Here is a 4,743-nt window from a genome sequence, read left to right on the forward strand (position 1 = left end):
CGCTGGCGGAGCTGACCGCCACCCGCCCGGACGCCCGGATACGGCGCTGGCGCGGGCTGCTGACCCCGGGACTGCGCCACGCGCTGGCCGTCCCGCTGCTGGAGGCGGCGTACCACCCCGACCCCCGCGAGGCCGGGGAACTGGGCACCGAGCCGCTGACCGGGGACGCCCTCACCGCCCTGGCACCGGACGAGGCGCGCTGGGGCTCCAGCGCCCGGCGCGGGCTCCAGCGACTGCTGGCACACGGCACCACGGCGGTCACCGGGCCGTTCACCCGGCCCTCCGTACGTACGGCGGTGGCGCGTTCGGGCCTACGGGTGCGGGCCCCGGGCGCGTGGGAGGAGGCGGGCGACGCGCTCCCGCACGCCCCGCTCTCGTACGACCCACTCCCGTATGCCCCACTCGACGTGCTCTCGGACGACCGGATGACCGTGCACCCGCTGGACCGTGTGGTCGACGGGGAGCTGACGATCGGCGGCCCGGCCGACTTCGCGGTCTTCGCCATCCCGGTGGACGAGCCGGTGGACGAACCCATGGCCGGGGCCGTGGCCGGGGCCCTGCGGCGGGCCGGGGCGGCGAGCTGTATCGCGACCGTACTGGCCGGACGGCTCGTACACCGCCGCGCGTAGGGCGCCCGGGGCGCCCTGCTTGAATGGGATACGTGATCCGAGCATCCCTGGACAAGCAGCCGCACGAAGTCGCCACCATGTTCGACGATGTCGCGGCGAACTACGACCGCACCAACGATGTCCTCTCGCTCGGCCAGGACCGCCGATGGCGCAAGGAGGTCGCGAAGGCGGTGGACGCCCGCCCGGCTCAGAAGATCCTCGATCTCGCCGCGGGCACCGGCACCTCCTCGCTGCCGTTCACCGAGACCGGTGCGTACGTCGTGCCCTGCGACTTCTCCCTCGGCATGCTCCGCGAGGGCAAGAAGCGCAACGCCTGGCTGCCGCTGACCGCGGGCGACGCGACCCGACTGCCGTTCCGCGACGATGTCTTCGACGCGGTGACGATCTCCTTCGGGCTGCGCAATGTGCAGGACGTCGACGGCGCGATGCGTGAGATGCACCGGGTGACCAGGCCCGGCGGACGCATCGTGATCTGCGAGTTCTCCCATCCGACATGGACTCCGTTCCAGACGGTGTACGAGGAGTACCTCATGCGGGCGCTCCCCCCGGTCGCGCGCGCCGTCTCCTCCAACCCCGACGCCTACGTCTACCTCGCCGAGTCCATCCAGTCCTGGCCCGACCAGCCCGCGCTCGCCGCGAAGCTCCAGCGGGCGGGCTGGTCGAAGGTGGGCTGGCGCAATCTCACCGGCGGTGTGGTGGCGCTCCACCGCGCCACCAAGCGCGCCTGACCGCGTCCGGCCCCTCGTACCCGCCTGCCGGAACCCACCGACGCACCCGGAGCGAGGAGCCCGCTCACCGGGGGAGCCCTTCAGCCGGTTGATCGGTACGCACACATAGACTGCAATCGTTCCGGTGCCGTGAGGCACGCACCATCGAGTCCTAACGGGAGACCCCGCCGTGACCGAGCCCCTCTCCGAACACAGCGCTGATGTGATCGTCGTCGGTGCGGGCCCGGCCGGCGCCACGACCGCGTACTACCTCGCCAAGGCCGGACTCGACGTACTCCTGCTGGAGAAGACGGCGTTCCCGCGCGAGAAGGTCTGTGGCGACGGACTCACCCCGCGCGCCACCAAACAGCTCGTCGCCATGGGCATCGACATCTCCGAAGAGGCCGGCTGGCTGCGGAACAAGGGCCTGCGGATCATCGGCGGCGGGGTGCGGCTCCAGCTCGACTGGCCGGAACTCGCCTCGTATCCGGACTACGGACTGGTCCGCAAGCGCGACGATTTCGACGAGCAGCTCGCCCGGCAGGCCCAGAAGGCGGGCGCGCGGCTGTACGAGCGGTGCAATGTGGGCGCTCCCGTCATCGACGACCGCACCGGCCGGATCACGGGTGTGCGGGCCAAGCTCGGCGAGGAGAAGACCCCGGTCACCTTCCACGCCCCGCTGGTCGTCGCCGCCGACGGCAACTCCTCGCGGATCTCCCTCGCCATGGGACTGCACCGCCGCGACGACCGGCCGATGGGTGTGGCCGTACGGACGTACTTCACCTCGCCCCGCCACGAGGACGACTATCTGGAGTCGTGGCTGGAGCTGTGGGACCGCCGGGGCCCGGGGGAGGACCGGCTGCTGCCCGGCTACGGCTGGATCTTCGGCATGGGCGACGGCACCTCCAACGTCGGTCTGGGGGTGCTCAACACCTCCTCCTCGTTCAAGGAGCTGGACTGGCGCGAGGTGCTGAAGGCGTGGTGCGGCTCCATGCCCGAGGAGTGGGGCTACACCGACGAGAACATGACGGGCCCGATCCGGGGAGCCGCGCTCCCGATGGCGTTCAACCGGCAGCCGCACTACACCCGCGGGCTGCTGCTCGTCGGTGACGCGGGCGGCCTGGTGAACCCGTTCAACGGCGAGGGCATCGCGTACGCCATGGAATCCGCGCAGATCGCCGCCGAGGTCATCGTCCAGGCCCACGCCCGCGCAACCCCCGCCCACCGCGAACTGGCCCTGCACCGCTACCCGAAGGTCCTCAAGGACACCTACGGCGGCTACTACACACTCGGCCGTGGCTTTGTGAAGCTGATCGGCAACCCGAAGATCATGAAGCTCGCCGCCCAGCGCGGGCTGACCCATCCGATGCTGATGCGGTTCACCCTGAAGATGCTGGCGAATCTGACGGACCCGACGGGCGGCGACGCGATGGACCGGATCATCAACGGCCTCTCCAAGGTGGCCCCGAGGGCTTAGGCCGCTTCTGATGGATTCTGCTGGCCCCGCGCTGTCCCTGCGTCCGTACGGTCCCGGGGACGAGCCTGCCGTGCTCGCCCTGCTGGCCGCCGATCCGCTGCCCGGCCAGGCGCCCGTGACAGCGCACAGGCTCGCCGAGGCGCTGGCGGGCCGCTCCCCGGCGGACAGCGGCTGGTGGGCCGAACTGGACCCGTCCGCCACGGACGTCGCCGTGGACGCGCACGGCGCGGTGGTGGGCGTCGTCTCGTACGCCACCCGACGGGACGGCGTCGGGTTCCTCACCTGGCTGCACTGCGCTGAGGTGAAGGCCGTCGCGGACGCGCTCATCGCCCACGCCCTCGACCGGCTCGACCGGAGCGCCCCCCGGACGGCGGTCTACGCCTTCGAGTACGCCACCGCGCTCACCCAGGGCGTGGAGGGCCTGCCGGTCCGGCATCGCCCCATGACATTCCGGGCGCTGGAGGACGCCGGGTTCCTCACCCGCGACCTGTGGCGCTATCTGTACACACCGCTGCCGCTCCCCGGTCTGCCGCGAGCCGTGAACCTCTCCGTGGCCGAGACGGACGTCCCCGGACACCGGGATCTGGAGGTCCGTGAGAACGGCGAGGTCGTCGCGGACGCCACCATCGGCCTCCCCGTCGACGGCGTCGGCGCGCTCTGGTGGATCCGGGTCGCCCCCTCCGCGCGCGGCCGGGGCCTCGGCTCCGCCCTCCTCGGTTCCGCGCTCCACACGATCGGGGAACTGGGCGCGCGCGAGGTCATCCTGTACGTGGACGATTCCGATGACGCCGATGCCGACGACCATGCGCCCCCGATGCTGGACGGCGGTGACGGTGCCGAGGGCGGTGACGGTGGCGACGGCGGTGACTCCGGTAACGCCGGTGACGACGACGGGTACTACGCGGGCGACGGCGACCGGACCGCCGCCAACCGTATGTACGACCGGGCCGGACTGCGGGAGGTCGACCGGCTGTTCTCCTTCACGCGCTACCGGCCGGGTGAAACCGGATGAAACCGGCTGAGAGGCGGGCGGGTGCGGAGGGGCGGCCGGTGGGCCCGGCCGGCCCGTGGGGTGCTTGACCTTCACACCGTGTGAGGCCGTGGACTGAGCGGTGTCCCGTTCACCACCAGCACCCGAAGGTTCCGCATGCGCTCCTACATCGGCTCCGGCCCGTACTGCTACGCCAACTCCCTCGCCATGATGATCGGCCCCGACGCGCCCCCGCCCGCCGTCATCGAGACCCTGACCGGCTCACCCTTCGGGGTCCAGCTCATCGGAGGCACCCTGCCGCTGTTCGACCCGTACGGCTGGGACCCGGAGATCGGACTGGACGACGCCGTCGAACTGCTCGGCCTGCGGTGCGAGCGCAGCGCCGGGGGCACGCCCGGCGAAGCCCTGGACCGGCTGCGCGCGGCCTGTGCCCGGGGGCCCGTGCTGGCGGGGCCGCTGGATCTGGGGCTGCTGCTCTACCGGCCCGGCACACCGGTCGTCTCCGACGGCGGTGACCACTACCTGGTCGTGCTCGCCGTCGAGGGCGACACCGTGCTGCTCCACGATCCGCAGGGGCACCCGTACGCGACGCTGCCCGCCGCCGCGTTCGCCGCCTCCTGGCGGGGGGAGTCGGTGGCGTACTGCGACACCCCGTTCGTGATGCGCACCGACTTCGTACGGGAGCGCGAGGTGTCGCAGGCCGAGGCGCTGCGGAACGCGCTGCCCGGGGCGGTCCGCTGGCTGGCGGGCCGCGACGAGCTGCCGGTGCCCTCCGGGACCCTCGGCGGAGCCGCCGCGATGGAGGCGCTGGCCGCGCAGGTGGCCGAGGGGCTCGACCCGGATGTCCGCGACCTGCTGGGGGTCTTCGCCATCCGCGTCGGTGCCCGCCGCCTCCACGACGCCGCCGGATGTCTGGCCGGTCTTGGCCTGGCCGGGCCC

The 4,743-nt window shown here is 72.3% G+C and carries 5 protein-coding genes; all 5 read left to right on the top strand.

Going from position 1 to position 4,743, the window contains the following annotated elements:
• Positions 1-629, top strand: a 629-nt coding sequence (locus ACWF94_RS33705) for a hypothetical protein (RefSeq protein WP_453497384.1), incomplete at its 5' end; no start/stop codon positions are given.
• Positions 630-661: 32 nt separating this feature from the next.
• Entirely contained in the window at positions 662-1,357 is a 696-nt protein-coding gene (locus ACWF94_RS33710) for a demethylmenaquinone methyltransferase (protein ID WP_453497387.1), read from the top strand.
• A gap of 169 nt (positions 1,358-1,526) precedes the next feature.
• Entirely contained in the window at positions 1,527-2,813 is a 1,287-nt protein-coding gene (locus ACWF94_RS33715) for a geranylgeranyl reductase family protein (protein ID WP_453497390.1), read from the top strand.
• Between the two features lie 10 nt (positions 2,814-2,823).
• Entirely contained in the window at positions 2,824-3,825 is a 1,002-nt protein-coding gene (locus ACWF94_RS33720) for a GNAT family N-acetyltransferase (RefSeq protein ID WP_453497393.1), read from the top strand.
• 135 nt (positions 3,826-3,960) lie between these two features.
• A partial coding sequence (locus ACWF94_RS33725; RefSeq protein WP_453497396.1) for a hypothetical protein occupies positions 3,961-4,743 on the top strand: 783 nt, incomplete at its 3' end.

The sequence above is a fragment of the Streptomyces sp. NPDC055078 genome (genome assembly GCF_053607985.1).

Coding starts and splice junctions, on each gene's coding strand:
- ACWF94_RS33720 (WP_453497393.1), top strand. CDS start 2,824: ATGGATTCTGCTGGCCCCGCGCTGTCCCTGCGTCCGTACGGTCCCGGG.